The sequence below is a fragment of the Nostoc sp. CMAA1605 genome (assembly GCF_021596505.1).
In the GTDB taxonomy this organism is placed as follows: domain Bacteria; phylum Cyanobacteriota; class Cyanobacteriia; order Cyanobacteriales; family Nostocaceae; genus Trichormus.
Genome location: NZ_PJIZ01000128.1, coordinates 1 through 15,123 on the forward strand (window position 1 = coordinate 1; position 15,123 = coordinate 15,123).

12 protein-coding genes are annotated in these 15,123 nt (G+C 37.5%); 1 reads left to right on the forward strand and 11 read right to left on the reverse strand.

All coding sequences use genetic code 11. From position 1 onward, the window contains the following. Positions 1 to 1,172: 1,172 nt before the first annotated feature. Positions 1,173 to 2,645, forward strand: a complete 1,473-nt coding sequence (locus tag CV014_RS27150; protein ID WP_236144861.1) for a CHAT domain-containing protein — start codon at positions 1,173 to 1,175, stop codon at positions 2,643 to 2,645. A 300-nt stretch (positions 2,646 to 2,945) separates the two neighbouring features. Here the strand turns inward: CV014_RS27150 and CV014_RS27155 are convergent, their stop codons facing one another. From CV014_RS27155 to CV014_RS27205, 11 genes are all read right to left on the reverse strand, one after another. Continuing rightward, complete coding sequence (locus CV014_RS27155; RefSeq protein WP_236144862.1) at positions 2,946 to 3,692, reverse strand: DUF928 domain-containing protein; 747 nt, start codon at positions 3,690 to 3,692, stop codon at positions 2,946 to 2,948. 221 nt (positions 3,693 to 3,913) lie between these two features. After that, positions 3,914 to 5,812, reverse strand: a complete 1,899-nt coding sequence (locus tag CV014_RS27160) for a CHASE2 domain-containing protein (protein WP_236144863.1) — start codon at positions 5,810 to 5,812, stop codon at positions 3,914 to 3,916. A 116-nt stretch (positions 5,813 to 5,928) separates the two neighbouring features. Further along, the gene (locus CV014_RS27165; protein WP_236144864.1) at positions 5,929 to 6,612 is read right to left on the reverse strand and encodes a response regulator; all 684 of its coding nucleotides are present in this window, start codon (positions 6,610 to 6,612) and stop codon (positions 5,929 to 5,931) included. 220 nt (positions 6,613 to 6,832) lie between these two features. Continuing rightward, positions 6,833 to 7,480 (reverse strand): hypothetical protein, encoded by a 648-nt coding sequence (locus CV014_RS27170; RefSeq protein ID WP_236144865.1) that lies wholly within the window; start codon positions 7,478 to 7,480, stop codon positions 6,833 to 6,835. Positions 7,481 to 7,657: 177 nt separating this feature from the next. Continuing rightward, positions 7,658 to 9,061 carry an HlyD family secretion protein gene (locus CV014_RS27175; RefSeq protein ID WP_236144866.1) on the reverse strand — a complete coding sequence of 468 codons (1,404 nt, stop codon included), beginning with the start codon at positions 9,059 to 9,061 and terminating at the stop codon, positions 7,658 to 7,660. 104 nt (positions 9,062 to 9,165) lie between these two features. Further along, positions 9,166 to 11,316: a peptidase domain-containing ABC transporter gene (locus CV014_RS27180; protein WP_236144867.1), complete on the reverse strand. Its 2,151-nt coding sequence runs from the start codon at positions 11,314 to 11,316 to the stop codon at positions 9,166 to 9,168. A 132-nt stretch (positions 11,317 to 11,448) separates the two neighbouring features. After that, a complete protein-coding gene (locus CV014_RS27185; protein WP_236144868.1) occupies positions 11,449 to 11,685 on the reverse strand; it encodes a hypothetical protein in 237 nt (78 codons plus the stop codon). A gap of 125 nt (positions 11,686 to 11,810) precedes the next feature. Continuing rightward, positions 11,811 to 12,062: a hypothetical protein gene (locus tag CV014_RS27190; RefSeq protein ID WP_236144869.1), complete on the reverse strand. Its 252-nt coding sequence runs from the start codon at positions 12,060 to 12,062 to the stop codon at positions 11,811 to 11,813. Positions 12,063 to 12,249: 187 nt separating this feature from the next. Continuing rightward, positions 12,250 to 12,441, reverse strand: a complete 192-nt coding sequence (locus CV014_RS27195; protein ID WP_236144870.1) for a hypothetical protein — start codon at positions 12,439 to 12,441, stop codon at positions 12,250 to 12,252. A 545-nt stretch (positions 12,442 to 12,986) separates the two neighbouring features. Then, on the reverse strand, positions 12,987 to 13,601 hold the full coding sequence (locus CV014_RS27200; protein ID WP_236144871.1) for a hypothetical protein: 615 nt from the start codon (positions 13,599 to 13,601) through the stop codon (positions 12,987 to 12,989). Positions 13,602 to 13,778: 177 nt separating this feature from the next. Further along, the gene (locus CV014_RS27205; RefSeq protein WP_236144872.1) at positions 13,779 to 15,092 is read right to left on the reverse strand and encodes a Tudor-knot domain-containing protein; all 1,314 of its coding nucleotides are present in this window, start codon (positions 15,090 to 15,092) and stop codon (positions 13,779 to 13,781) included. Between the last annotated feature and the right edge of the window lie 31 nt (positions 15,093 to 15,123).

Genomic DNA, 15,123 nt, shown 5'->3' on the forward strand with positions numbered 1-15,123 from the left:
CTGTAAATGAGTTATCTGTTGCGGCTACATAGAGAAATTTTCCGTCAGCACTAATAGTTACCAAGCCAGGAAAACTTAAACCAAATACGCCATTGGTCTGATTTTTTGCAATTTCTACAAAGTTTATGATGTCATTTTGCATATTGATGTCTCAAGTCTATAAATATTGATTAACTACAGCAATGGGGGCTGATTTTACTGTGAGCAAAAAATAAAAATATGTCTTTAGTCGCTGGATTGTTGCGTTATCCATTACCAAAAAGCGACGCTATTGATTGAGTGTAGATAGATACTATATTAGGGTTTATTTTAACAGTGAACAGTGACCAAATTTGTGTAAAATCACCCTGGGTTTAAGTCCTGCTTAAGATTTTCTGCCATCGCTATAGATGGCAACATATGAGAATTTGCTCAATCATTTGAGAATAGGTAACTATATTCTCAAGTTAATCATGGGGAGAATATCCTGATGGGTAAAACTTCAGCAACCATAATTCATTAAATTCAACTTATTCATTTATTTCATTTAATTCGGAGCATAAAAAATGCAGCTTGTCTGGGCAAAATATTTTATGATATGCTGACAAACACGCTCGCATTTGAGAAGATGTTTGCCAATTATAGCTATTCATATCAAACCCTCTGAAGCCTAAATCTAGCCCCATGACTTACCAATGAATGGGGTTTGGAATCCTCTAAAAACCATAATTACAATGCGGATACACCACCGCATTGTAATATTTCTTCTGAAAATAAGTTTGAATAGTAAATAGAACGGTGTAAATAATTAAAGGTTGGTAGAGAGGACTTTAGTCCTCAAATAAGGACTGTTCGCGAAGCGTTCCCGAAGGGTAGTCCTTACTACAAAACGAATTTTCCAATTTTTACATTGCTTAATGTAGTTTGGTTTTTTCGCACCGACTTACTTAGTTGGCTGTGTTTTTCAAGATTTGATGGGATAAAAATATACTATTAGTGCTGTTCTCCAAACGGAGTAAATGATTATTTAACGAAATTTTGGGGTTTAATTCCCTATTATAACGAGTAATTGTATAAAGCCTGCGGCATAGCTGCGCTTAGAGCGTAGCCAGAAGTCAGTCAATTGCAAACTGTCTTAATTGGTGTGTTCTTCAATATTCATTATTTATTGAAATATTAATCAAATACTGATTATGATGACAAGGCAAAATTACTTGTTAGCATGGCTATTTATCATTAGCATAATTTTATGTTTGGTAATGAATCATGTTGTTTTTACTCTGCCTTCATGGGCATTAACTGAAAAAATCTCTATTGAGCAGGAGAAAAATATCTTATCTGCAAGCAACAGTCATCATTATGCTCATATTAAATCTAAACTTTTCTCAAACTCTGATCAAAGTCAATGTCTACAAACAAAATATTCTCCATTTGCATCTCAAGCATACAGCACACAAACTTACCGAAAAGTAATTGCTAAACATCTCAGTTTACTAGAGGGAAAAACCACAAATATTGATTACAAACTAAATTCTATCATTAATGACTTGGGTGAATTACAAATGATGGAGATTCAAAACTACCATAATCAAGATTGTCAATTAACATTAGTGAAGAACCAAGTAAGGAATTTAACTGTATCCAAAGTAAATACAGCGATTTTCAATTCCATCATCTTAAATGAGAAAACTGCAATCATCGCTAGATTCCCTAGAGCGAATCAAAAACTAAAATTACATTGGATTAACATAGATAGCCAAACATTTCGGGAGAAAGTAAATCAATTTCGTAGAGGCTTAGAAAATTACGGTGATATTATTTATAATCCCCAACTAGCACAGCAGCTATATGATTGGATGATTCGACCCTTTGCCAATGATTTAGAAACCTTAGAAATTAACACTTTAGTCTTTATCCAAGATGGTATCCTACGTAGCATACCGATGGCGGCGTTACATGATGGGGAAAAATTTTTAGTAGAAAAATATGCGATCGCCACTACTCCTAGTCTCAGTCTCACCAATTTGCAAACATCAAAGCAAAATAAAGTCCGCGCCTTAGCTGTTGGTTTAACCCAATCAGCAATAGTTGAGGGACGCAGATATGAGGCGTTAAAAAATGTCGCTACAGAAATTCGGGAAGTGAAACGACAAATTCCCAATAGCAAGCAGTTGTTAGATCAAAATTTTACACGCGATCGCCTCAAATCTGAACTACGTGAAACTTTTTACCCCATTATCCACATTGCTACACATGGTGAATTTGGTCAGCATCCTGATGAGACTTTTTTAGTCACGGGGGATAATCAAAAGCTCACAATTACAGAGTTAGATAATATTTTTCGTAATATTAGTTATATTCATGATTCAGTAGATTTACTGTTACTAACTGCCTGTGAAAGTGCGATTGGTAGTGAGCGTGCGGCTTTAGGGCTTGCAGGGGTAGCAGTACAAGCCGGTGTAAAAACTGCCCTAGCTTCCTTGTGGTCAATTAACGATGCTGCTACTGTCAAATTAATTACTGAGTTTTATGAGGCTTGGTGTCACTCTGGTGTAACTAAAGCTGAGGCTCTTAGAATAGCACAGCGATCGCTCATCACCAATGGCGGACAATCATCCCACCCTGCATATTGGGCGGCGTTTGTGCTTGTAGGTAATTGGCTCTAGGAATTTTGGATTTTGGATTTTGGATTATGGATTTAACCCCAATCCATAATCTAAAATCCAAATTTGATTATCTTAATACAAATTCTCCAAAATTAAGTAACAGATGCAATGCTTGAAACCAAGATAGTATCTGAATTTCTTAATTGCTTTAGCGTAGTGAGACGGGAGCATCGTCGCGAATTGCGTTAGCGTAGCGGGACGTTAGTCCATTGCGTTAGCGAAGCGGGGCGTTAGCCCATTGCGTTAGCGTAGCGGGACGTTCGCGCAGCGTCTCGGAGAGAAGTCCATTGCGAATTGATATTACTCTTGATAAATCAATGCAAATTGATGGAAATTTCTGTCTTTTCCTACTGCTTCTAATTCTGTAAGACTAGCTAACAAATTAGTAAAGACTTGAGCAACTTCATCTTGAGAATTATTAGGGAGAGCTTCTTTAATTGCATCATACCAAATCCCATATTGTCCATATAGATTGGCTTTGAAAGCAGGATTATTCGTCATCGCTAAATCATTGATTAAAGTTTGAGGTGCGGCTACAACTTCTACCTCGGCTCTAGCGATAGGATTATGGGAAGGACGCTCAGGATTACAAATAATTTGCAACTGCCAAAGATACCTTTTACCTACACTTAAACCTGGCAAATCTTGCGGTAATCTTTGTTTCATTAATCCTGGTGAACTGAGGAGGATTTTTGTATAGGTATCTAGTTTTTGTGGACGGAGATTTTTATCAAATTCATAGAGGCTAAATTTGATAGGTAAAGATTGATGATTCCAGACATACCAAGCAAATGTCGGATGGGTGGAGGTAGTTAAACCTACATGAGTTTGGGGTGCTAATAACATGAGCGATCGCCCACTGCTAGCCTCGCATCTTCCCCTGACACCTGATGAATCTGAATAACCACTGGGAGGTTTTTGATCTTTGGGTGGTCTATAACCAGCCATTGCAGCCTGAGTTACACCTAGAATTGCACTCAAAATACAACCTGTGAAAATCCTGATACAAGTAATTGCATACCTGGATTTTTTGTTGTTAGTCATCATAGGGTATACTTCACTTTGAAAGATACTAAATAAACTACAAATCGCAGATTGTTATTTTCTGATTTTCTCATATTTAATTTTTCAAACAAAGGGATTTTACAGAGCATTAATTATTTTAAATTACTGCCAATATTCAAGCATAAAAAAGCATACCAGCATTGACAAAAACATCAAAATAAGTGGTAGATCAACATGAGTTATTTTCCCCATTTTCCTCATTCCTAAAACCAAAACTTCCGCATAGGCCACGATAATTCACAGAGAGTCCCTTTAGGAGAAAGGGGAAATCGCCGAAATTTACCTTTGAATTGTTTAGCGAAATTTCTAAATTGTTGAGTACCACGACCTTCTGTAGATGAAGCGAAACCCAAGCCATCATCTACAATGCTTAAGGTATACCAACCTTCCGATGAAGAACAATTTACTTCCAAGCGAGTGACACCTGTAGCGTGTCTACCAACATTACATAAAGCTTCTTCTAGAAATCGACAAAGACTTTGTTTTTTTTCAGTCGTCAAATGTCGCTCATCTATAGGTTCAAAATTGAGAATTTTAATCCTGATGGTTCTAAAGCAAGGAAATTCTCTTTCTAAAGTATAGGTGTAAACTTGATAGAGAATTTCATGTAGTGGGTCTTGTAAATTTAGGACTAAACTTCTACCTAAATAGAGACTATTATCTTGATGGGGTGGCTCTCTTTGTAAAAACTCATAAATTCCTCTGAGTTCTTGATTCAATTTTTCTAATTCATCTTCTATTTCTGTGAGCAATTCTTGAGATGGATTATTGCGATCGCGGACTAGTTTTAAAACTTTAGCCAAATTTTGTAAAGGGCCGTTGTGAATAGTTTCAAATGTACGCTCAATGATGGCTTGTCTGGCTTTAATCCCTAACCGTAAAGCATGGTCATTTTGATATAAAGCTGTTAATTCTATCCCATTGAGTATTAATACTAAAAATGCTGGTACAAATGGTACCCACCAACCCCAAATCAGTGACAAGTAACTGATAGTTATGAGGCTACAGCTAGCACAAACTATGATAAAAAAATTGCCTAAAGGCGATTTTGTCAGTCTTGCGCTAGCAATTCCTAAAATACCCCAAGCTATAATCCAAAGATATTCCCAAATATCTGGCCATGTATTTAAAAGTGGTCTTTTATCTAAGACTGCGCTGATAATTTGGCTAACAGCGTGTGCTTGAATTTCTACCCCATAAACTCTACCAGGTGCAGGTTTAGTTGACTCTATTGCTGAGGTGGTAATAAAGTCTTTGCGACTGGGGGAAGTAATCCCAATAATTACTATGCGATCGCGGATTAATTCCAGATTAAATTTGTTGTTCTGAATGTCATATAAAGACACAGTTTGAAATCGATTTTTACCACTGCGAAAATTGAGTAATACTTGCACTCCACCTGCATCAGTGCGGATATAACCCCCAGCGTTGGGAGAAAATCGGGGTAGTTCAGTTTTTCCAAAGCGCAACGCATGGCGATCGCGAATTCCATTCTCTAAAGTAATTCCGGCTTTCGCTAAATAAATTTCTGCTAAACGTAAAGACAAAGAAAACTTATATTCTGAAGATGATGGTGATGGTGTGGATAATAAACTGCGCCTTAATTTACCATCACTATCAGGGAGTTGATCAGCAAAACCAATCTGCTCTTGTGATAATGTAGGGGGTGGAGGAACTGAATCAGGTAAGACTTTTTCAATCGCAACAAGATTTTTAGTTTCTGACAATACTTTTACTAACTCATCATAACCAGGATTGACTGGTAAATTTCTATAAATATCTAAGCCAATTACTCGTGGCTGATATTTATTTAACTTTAATAATAGTTGGGATAAATCCCGATCTGAGATAGCAGAATTAATCGCATAATTTTGCCGAATGCGAGGATCATCTTCATTAATTTCTACTACAATAATTCTCTCATCTATCGGTTCAGCAGGCCGCAAACGCAGGAAATGATCAAAAGCTAACCACTCTAAAGGCTGCATTGCACCACTTAGACGAGCCATAATCACTAGCCCCATTAATGCCATACCTGGTAATGCACCTACACGCCAAATGGTAATTTCTTCTTTAAATCTTTTCCAAATTTCTGGCTGCATAAGTGTTTCAATATAATACTTTTTATACCCAAATTAGAGAAAATTTTGGGAATTTAATCTTTAAATATTATGACACCTACAGACTTGATTACACATTCCCTTTAAAGATACCTGAATTAATCAATTAATCCCTCTTCTCTAGCACGCATTTCAGTTTGAATGCGGATATTTCTTCCCTCTTCAGGATAAACATCTAAAGCATCTTGCAATTTACTCCAGTAATGGCGCACCATCCTTTCAGATATGCACATACGTTCAGCAATAGTTCTATCTTGTAACCCTTCTCCAAAAGCCAAAGTTAACATCCTCAACCATTCGGGTTTGACTTCCAAACCTGAATGAATACCTTTAATGTCTTTTGTGTGAGTTAATCCTTGTAAAGCCCAATCAACTCTAGTTAACATTTCTTGGGTAGATAGGCTTTTATCTGCAACAGTAAAGCCTCCTTTATGGCTATCAATATCTGGTCGAATTCTCACTAAAGTTCTGACATTAGCACTCTGCACTACGATATTGAGATGGGGATATTCTTTCATCAAAGTTCGCAGGAGTTGTACACCAGTTTCTGGTTTTGCCGTTGTGTCTGGATGTTCAGGAATGGAGAGATCCATCACTACTAAATCTGGTTTATGTTCTAATATAGTGAGTTGTTCAAGAGCATTTCTGGCAGTTGTAGCGGTAATCAATTCAGCATCAGAAAAATGTTTCCGCAACACATTCAGCGTTCCTGATAATACTGATTCGTGGTCATCAATTACTAGAATTTTCAGCAAATTTTTCTCGGTCAGAATTTCTCTCATAATCAAATTCCCACCTCTTGAATGTTTTATTGTTAATGGTTTTACATACTTTATATCTCTAAGCTTATTATACTAAATTGTTAGGTACTACTCACAAATATAGAAAATTAAATATTGTTACTGGCAGCAACTAAGACAAGCGATAGGAGGAAGATAGTATGGTGAATTCAGCGAATTATAGCGTTAAAAACCGAAAAAAAATGATTCTGTCCCTACATTATTACCAATAGAAGTAGTAAGCCACCATTAAATTATTTCTCCGATAAAATAATTTTCCTGCTGTCAAAGCTTTAAAACTTTCACACAGATAATCTAGTTCTCTCCAGTGAGTATAGGGAACTAACATAGATAAGTCAGAGTAAGTCATAGTGACAATTAATTGCGCCAGATTTTGACGTTGTTCCAAACTAATGTTAATGGCTCTTGGGGTCAATAAATCCGGTAAGGTAATAGTAAATAACTCTTCTAAAGCATTTAAAACTATCAGACTATGTTCAGCCGATTCATATCGCCAACTCAATGGCATACTGAGATGAAATTCTAGCTGAGGGTGGGAAACAATCCACTGTGCTAATAAGTCTTCAATAGCTAAAGGAAAATTATCTTGAAGATAGGATGGAAATAGGCGATCGCTCAACTTTGCTAGGGAGCGATGTAAATAATCAATTTGTTTTACATAGGCTTGAGTTTTTTCAATAGATAATTCTTCGTTATCTAGTGCTGATAGTTCTAGATTCCGCCGGAATGTAAATAATTCTTGTAATAGTTCTTCTCTAATTTTCTCAGCCTCCATAAATAATTTCAGAGATTGTCTCAACGACCACCATTGCAATGATTGCTGAATTCTATGATAGGATTGAACAAACATAATCATGGCCGTATCAATTCAAAACTAGGAAACATTAATTATGGTATGTTGCGGCTATATCAAGATTTGGTCGTGTGTGTAAGTAATATCTAGCCGTTATAAAAAGTATGATTCTGGTGCGTTATACTTTGCTTAAACACACCATACAAAATGCAGCGTTATTACCTAAATTATTCCTTACAAATCTGTAATTAATCTGGCTTTTCTCAAGATAAATTGCAGTGCTGTTTCCTGCTTAGAAATAATATCAGCTTGAGCCTCCATACCAGCTTGGAGATTACACTGACGACCATTACCAAAAGTCAGGCTATCGGGTTGGATAGTTACTTCAAAATAGCTAGCAGTAGAGGTGCTTGAACTAGATGTAGATGTATTATCATTATTCGGTTTAATAGCATCTGGAGAAATAGCTTTAACTACTCCTGTGAGTGTGCCGTAATCAGGATAGGGACAGGCATTAATCCGCATTTGTGCTGTTTGTCCAAGGGCGACATTTTTAATTTCTTGGGTGGGAATCACCGCTTTAATAATTAGAGGAGCATGATTAGGCGCGATTTCTGCTACAGCTTCACTAGCGCGTAAAACTTGCCCAGGATTGCGTAAATTCAATTTGAGAATAATACCATCACTACTAGCTCGTAAAACAGTATCTTGCAGTTGATTAACTATCTGTAGCAACTCTTTTTGGGATTGTCCGATTTGATTTTGAATTTCTATCCGCCTTTGAATTAAAGCTTGTTTTTCCTTTTTTAAAGTTGCAATTGTAGCTTCACCTCTAGCAGTTTCTTGAGCAATACGTTCTTGGGCGATCGCAACAGTAGCATCTGTAGGATTTACACTAACTTGAGCTGATTTAACTTTAGCTTTAGCGATATCAACAGCTTTTTTTGTCGCTTCTAAAATCGCTTGACTCTGTTCGACCACCAGTTTCTTTTGTTCAAATTCACGCCGTCCAATTGCTCCAATTTTTGCTAATTGTTCATAGCGATCGCGGTCTACTTTAGCAAAACTTAAATCGGCTTGAGATTTTTGCAAATCAGCTTGAGCTTTTTCTAAATTAGCTTGTGCTGCTAGCAGTTCACTATTAGTAGTAACTTGTTTCTCCTGATATTCTCTTTCAATGCGTGTTGAATCTGCTTTCGCAGCTAAAATTGCTCGCTCGGCTATTGTATTTTCTGCCAAAATTTGACGTTCTAAATTACTAATTTGAGCATCAATTTGAATCACTTGTAACTTACCTTGCTCAATATTATTTTGGCGTTGACTTTTTTGAATTTGTAATTGCTCATCATCCAAATAAGCAATCACATCGCCCCGTTTTACAGCCTGATTTTCCTTCACCACAATATTTTTAACTGTACCCTCGACTTTCGGCTGTACCAGTCGAATTTCTCCTGTAGGGCGTACAGCAGCCGACGCTTTTACTGTGACATTGTATTTTATCCATGAAGATAGAGTAATTCCAGTAGCAACACTAGCAATCAGAAAAATTCCAGCCAAAGACATCCAAGGACTAACAGGAGGAAGAAAATCTTCACTTTGAACAGGTGGTAAAACTTTTTGGTTATGAGTGTAGAGCATACTTATAATAGTCATTAGAGAACAGGGAACAGGGAACGGAATCTTTAATTTTGAATTTTGAATTTTGAATTTTGAATTTTAAATTGATTAGCCCCAATCCCCAATCAAATCTTTAAAAAATCTAAATGCTCTCCAGATATAGAGCGTAAATTATCTAAAGAACCTGCAACTTTTAACTTACCTTGATCTAACAACATCACCCAGTCAGCCCGATTAATTACTTGGGGACGGTGGCTAATTAAAATAGTCGTTTTTCCTCGACGATGTTGAAATAATTTATCTAATAGTTGGGTTTCGCTGACAGGATCAAGTCCAGCAGTTGATTCATCTAAAATTAGTATCGGTGGATCTGTAACAATCGCTCTTGCTATGGCTAATCTTTGTCTCTGTCCACCAGAAATATTGGCCCCAAATTCTCCTAAAATAGTCTGATATTTATCAGGAAGTTTACTAATAAAATCATCGGCTTCGGCAATTTCACAAGCCCTCACAATCTGCTCAAATGTAATGTGAGGCGCACCTAAGCGAAAGTTTTCAACAATTGAACGACTCCAGAAGTGAGCATCTTGAGGAACTAAAACTATCTGTTGACGCAGACAATCAAGAGAAAGGTCTTCTAAATTATAAATGCCAATGCGGATATTACCTGATTGTAGAGAATATAGAGAAGCAATGACTTTAGCTAAAGTGCTTTTACCGCAGCCAGATTTGCCAATAATTGCCACAACTTTCCCCCCAGGAATAGTTAGAGAAAAATCCTCTAATAATTCCACGCGACCAGGATAATGAAAATTGACATGGGTACAAACAATGTCAGCTTGATCAGGAATTTTCGCAAATGCTTTTTTCCCATCTCCTTGATTTTCTGGGATGGCATCTATGACCTCTGTGAGACGTTGAGTAGCAGTTTTTGCTCGTGTAAATTCATCTACAAAGGTGATTACAGTAGCAATTAAACCTACAAAATTACCATTCATAGAGTTAAAAGCTAATAACTGTCCAATACTCAAATTTTCTTGGGGATTAATTACTAAATTCCCCCCGTACCACAACAAAGCAATACTACCAACAGCAGAGACGAAATTAGAAAATGTGCCGTTAATGACGCTAATTTGAATAGTGTTGAGAGTTAAGGTAGAAATTTTGCCAAATCTACCTTGTAATTCTTCCCAAAATTGCGGGTATGCTGTGGTAGTTTTGAGGGTGAGCGCGCCTTTAAATGTTTCGACTAAAACACCTTGGGCTTCGGCTTCCGTGACTAAAACATCACGGGTTTTTTGTTGTAAAGTCGGCTGAAAGATGACTGTAGATAATGTCATCACTACTGAGATAAACAAAGCAACTAGCGTGAGTTTCCAGCTATAAAAAGCCATAAATCCAAGGGAAATAATGGCAATAAAAACTTTACTGGGTAGACTGACAACAACTTGTGAGACTAGTTGATTAATTTGGTCAATATCTCGCAAACGACTGACAATTTCACCACTACGCCGAGCCTCATAATAAGAAAGTGGTAATTGTAAGATTTGCCGCCCAAATTCTAATACTAACCCTAGTTGTAAACGTTGGGCAAAGTGAGCAATTAAGTTAGATTGTACCCATGATAAACTACTAGAAATTACATTCATTACTACGACAGCGATCGCCATTGTCGTTAGTAGTTTAGTATCACCCCGAACTAGGACATCATCAGTAAGAATTTGGAGTAAGAACGGAGAAGCTAAAGAGAGCAACCCCAATAATATATTTAGCGGTAGGGCTTGAGCTAAAATGCCCCGAAACATCCAAATACGCTTAAAGAAACGCCAAAAACCGCCAATCTTATCATTTTCCTGCCCATGAAACCGGATTGGATCAGGTTCGAGCAACAGCATTAACCAATCACTCCACCCCTCTGTTAAAGCCTGTGGAGAGATATAACGTAACCCAACAGCCGGATCAGCAACTATATATTTTTTGCCTTTTTTACCATATAAAACTACCCAATGATGCCCCTGCCAGTGAATAATTGCTGGTAGAGGTGCTTCATTCATCCGCTTTAACAATTCTGGTGAAGTTTTCACGGGACGAGCATTAAACCCCAGTGTTTCTGCTCCCCGTTTGAGGCCTAATAAAGTTGTGCCAAATTGTCCAGTACCTACAGCCTCACGCACACGAGATAGAGTAACAGTCCGGCCATAGTGTTTGAGAATTGCAGTAATACAAGCAGCACCACAATCTTCTTCGCTGTGTTGTGGGACGTAATGGTATTTCATGTGAGTTAAAAACTTTTCAAAAAGTACCCATGAAGATATAGGTGATGAGGCAAATTGCACCAAGAACAATTTTGAATAAGACAGGCTAACTTAGCCTGTCTTATCAGAGATATACTTACAAATTTAATTATTTCAACGCCTGTTACTGCGTCTTCCTCTCCGAGAGTTTGGTGCATATTCAAATACAAAGGCTGACTCCCAGGCAAACTGAATTTCGTCTGGAGTAAGTCCTGGGTTGCCAAATACAACACCAGCCCCCAAAATGTACAGGTAAGTATCCAGATTAAAACTAACTTGTAAGTTTCCTCCACTGACAACAGCAGATTCTTCAGGGGTAATTGCTTGAAAAAGTGTGTTATTTTCTTCCATCGCTCGCTTGCATGAAACTAGTTTTAACAATGAGCAATCTGACAACCCAAGAGCATAAATTAAAAAATCAGCTTGATGAGTAATTTCAATTGATATCAATTACCCACCCTAGATTGTGAATTTCCTTACAAACCAAATCCACTACCGTTACCAGTCGGTAGCCACAATTGACCCCCGATGCTGTTGTTAGGTGGAGGTGGCTCACTAGGTTTAGGACTAGTAGGAGTAATGGTAACTTCTCCACCATATCCATCTACGTTGAGGATTTTGGGTACACCATCAACAATTATAAATACGGGAATTGCACCACCACTCACAACAGCCGCTTCTTCATTTATTAGCTCCGTAAACATGGGAACTGTCTGATGATTGTTCATTTTCTATCCTTGCTTGGTGCTAATATAATTGCTTCAGGAACTTATTCAAATACTGGAACATTAGGAAATGCCCCAGTATTTGATATGTTTATCAACACCAAATTTATTCCTGAAGCATTGTGAGGTAAGCCTGAAAAAGTTGGTAGTTGAACCATAAATTTCCAGGCACACACAGCAGGTTAGCTAATTACAAGCTAATTGCTTTTTCAAAAGCAAATTGAACTTCATCTGGAGTTAGTGTAGGATTACCAAACACTGTACCTGCACCTAAAATGAACAGATAAGCATTGAGATCGAAATTAAATACACCACCGCTAACTACTTGAGATTGTTCAGCAGAAATTTCGGTAAACAAAGCATTGTTTTCTAGAGCTTGCATGATCTTTTTCCTTCGATTAGAATTGTCTTAATCTATATCTGCTCGGAGTTGCTTGTGGCTTTTGTTGCCCTGCAACTCCTTGCTTAATTAAGACAATAAGTGAAACCACTAGCTCTAGTCATGTAGAGTTTGTGCAAATTCTGTTACCAAATTCGGTAAATCGCATTGCACAATTAGGCCAAGTGCATTTCCGAAAACTACATATAGATACTGAAATCCTTACTCAGAGCCAGTTAGCTATCACGCCAGAATTCATCCCAGCACATCTAACTCAGTCCAACTAGTGTCAAAAGACTACAATCAGTGGTTGAGATTCGCCTTGATATGGTCTGTAAAAAATATACTTTTATCGGAGAAATATAGATCGATTTAGAAGAGGCAGGGGGCAGGGGGGAAAGATTCTGAGTTCTCCTGCTTCTTGTCCTTTTCGGCGTTGCTGAACCAGAATATGACATACCTTTCTTAGCCTTTCTTTTCCTGGCGTTGCTGATTAGCGGTATGCGCGAGACAAATTCATATTTTCAATTAGCAACGCCTCCTTTTCACTAGGAAATATCTTCTCGAAGCCACAACGCCAAGCCGCCCCCACGTCCACGTGCTGCAATTAAATCTGCGTTCACCAGAAAGAAAGCGAAAAAGGCTTGTTTAGCGATGGGTTGATTGTAAAAATCTTCAGATTGACTTTTACCAGAACGAATTTGTTGTTGATAAATAGTACAACTAAATAACTGTAATAACATTTGAGTAAAATCAAAAGCCAAGATATTTTTCTTCCCTAAATACTTAGCTGGCCCTGTTAATTGTAATAAAATCGATCCCAATTGTACCTGATTCCCAATTTCGCCTCTATTGCCATCTGTCTTGGAATCTGCACTAAAAGAAATCTGAATTTTTGCCAGTTTAGGGACATACCAACCCTTACCTAAAATAATTCCGCCGCGTTCTCTGGCTTTTTTTGTTCCAGTAGCGAAACACAAACGCCACGTACCAACTAAAGAGTCAAATTCGTAATTGAGTCTTTGTTGTTTAGCAGTTGTTTCTGCGGCTAACAAAGCATTGACAATGGCTTCTGTGGTAGGAAGTGGATAATTTTTTTCTCGATAAGCAATTGCAGCTTGAGTTAAAATGCTGACAAAATTATCTGTATTAGTGCTAGTCATCACAGTTAATTAATTTGGGAATTTTAAATTTTTTAAAATGATATATTGCGTTTGATTATAAGTTGTTTTATGCACTGAGTATAGGAGCGCATATTATTCTGCAACAAAAAGCGATCGCCTATTTCATCATACAGGCGATCGCTGCGCTTAAATTATGATAATTGTATGGCTGAGTATTTAGGCAATCTCTTCTAGATCAACCCATTCGTCATAGGAAGCATCATAACCAACATAATGTACATAATATTGCTGACCCTGAATTTTGTTAATCACAGCAGAATACCAATCTTCATCGTCATCATCCCAAACTTTCACCTTCAGACCAACAGCAAATCCATTATCATCAGATGTGCTGTGAGAACGGGTACGGATATCATCAGAGCCTACCCATTCATCATAGGATGAACCATAACCAGCATAATGAATAAAGAATTCATTATCTTTAACTTTCTCAATCGTTGCCGAATACCAATCTTCTTCCTCTTCGTCCCAAACTTCTACATTCTTACCTACTCCTAACTCACTGTTATTATTACTTACCGCAGAAGTAGTATCAGCAGGCCTGGATGGGGATTGTTGCTCTTGCAGCATTTCTTGCTTCACTAGAGCATGAGCTTTTTGAATTACACTATAGGCAACAGTTTGAATCCCTGTATGCTCATAGTAATTTGTAGTTTGGTCAAGAAAAGCCGCGACAAAATCTAAATTATCATCAGCAATTTGAATAAAATTACCCAAACTATTAAAAATGGTTTGAGGAGTTAACCCAGTCTTGGATACTAAGCCACCAATCCACCCTTGTACAGAGTTAAAACCTTGAGTAAGAAAACCCAGTTTCTCCGCCGGATTATTACCAGGTAAGGAGCTATTTACTGCTAAAAATACTGGATTTTGTGTAATTTGACTAGAAGCATCATTACCACTAATTAAGCCCTGAATCTTACTTAGAAAATCAGGGCCTAATGGTAACAAACCATCGATACAAACTAAAGCCGCCATCCGAATGAGAGCCGCACCTTGATAGTTGCTACTCAAAGACTTCACAAACTCTTGGGGGTTTGGTTGAGGAATCCCATTGAGTTTACAAAAAGCAATAATTTCAATCGCAATTTTTAATACTAAATCAATCGTCTGGGTTACATCTGCTTTGGGTGTAATATTACCTAAAAACGAGAGAAACCCAATTTTTTCACCAACTTTATTCGCTAAAGCCGCCGCCGCCATCGCTGTGTCTGCTTTATCAATTGTTTGATAAATTCTGATGACACTTTGATAACTCTGTTGAGGATCTTGATATAAAACCGTAGCCTTATCTCTGATTCTCTGGATAACTCTCGGATCAGTTTCTCCCGTAATAGCACGGACACTATTATCGAAGCCTACCAAATTATTCCATTGACTAGGTGCAACAAAATCGACAGCTTTTAGAACTTTGACGGTGATATTATCAGCTGGCAATTCGTCAACCAACTGCACAATTGATTTTTCCATTAAGCAATCCTCAAAACTAAAATGGTACTAA